The organism is Aquabacter spiritensis (genome assembly GCF_004346185.1).
Taxonomy (GTDB): Bacteria; Pseudomonadota; Alphaproteobacteria; order Rhizobiales; family Xanthobacteraceae; genus Aquabacter; species Aquabacter spiritensis.
Genome location: NZ_SMAI01000051.1, coordinates 1 through 1,145, shown reverse-complemented (window position 1 = coordinate 1,145; position 1,145 = coordinate 1). Strand labels below are relative to the sequence as shown.

General features: G+C 73.6%; 1 protein-coding gene. It reads right to left on the bottom strand.

Going from position 1 to position 1,145, the window contains the following annotated elements:
- The coding region (locus EDC64_RS23390; protein ID WP_207916178.1) for a beta strand repeat-containing protein at window positions 1–1,145 on the bottom strand (1,145 nt) is incomplete at both ends.

Sequence of the window (1,145 nt, the reverse complement as noted above, 5' to 3'; positions counted from 1 at the left end):
GTGAGGGTTCCCGCCGTGCTGCCGGTGCCGGGCGCGAGCGTCGCGCCGGCGGCGAGCGTCACCGTGCCGGCGACCGATCCGCCGCCGGTCAGGTGCGCCCCGTCCGCCACCGCCGCCGCCCCGGTCAGGCTTCCGCCCACCTGCAGCGTGCCGGCGGAGACACTGGTGCCGCCGCTATAGGTATTGGCGCCGGAGAGGATCAGCGTGCCGGCGCCGGTCTTGGCGAGGCCGCCGGTGCCGGAGATCGTCCCGGAGAGGGTGAGGCTGGTGCTGGCCGCCGTGCTGAACGTGCCGCCGCCGTCGAGCGCGACCGTGCGTGCGGACGCCAGGTCCGCGGTCGTCGCGAGCGTGGCATTGGCGAGCGTGAGGCCACCCGCGCCGCCGAGATTGGAATCGGCGGCGATTTGCAGCGTGCCGGCGGAGATGGTGGTGCCGCCGGTATAGGCATTGGAGCCCGAGAGGACGAGCGTGCCCGTGCCGGTCTTGGTCAATCCGCCCGTGCCGGAGATCGTCCCGGAGAGGGTGAGGCTGGTGTCGGCCGCCGTGCTGACCGTGCCGCCGCCGTCGAGCGCGACGGTGCGTGCGGACGCCATGTCGGCGGTCGTCGCGAGCGTGGCATTGGCGAGCGTCAACCCGCCGGTCGCATCGCCGAGATTGGCATCGGCCGCGATTTGCAGCGTGCCGGCCGAGATGGCTGTGCCGCCGGTATAAGTGTTGGTTCCGGAGAGGATGAGGGTGCCGGCGCCGGTCTTGGCGAGGCCGCCTGTGCCGGAGATCGTCCCGGAGACGGTGAGGCTGGTGTTGGCCGCCGTGCTGACCGTGCCGCCGCCGTCGAGCGCGACGGTGCGTGCGGACGCCATGTCCGCCGTCGTCGCGAGCGTCGCCCCGGCGAGCGTCAACCCGCCGGTTGCATCGCCGAGATTGGCATCGGCGGCGACCTGCAGCGTGCCGGCCGAGATGGTTGTGCCGCCGGTATAGGCATTGGCGCCGGAGAGGATGAGCGTGCCGGCGCCGGTCTTGGCGAGGCCGCCCGTGCCGGAGATCGTCCCCGAGAGGGTGAGGCTGGTGTCGGCCGCCGTGCTGACCGTGCCGCCGCCGTCGAGCGCGACCGTGCGTGCGGACGCCAGGTCCGCGGTCGTCGCGAG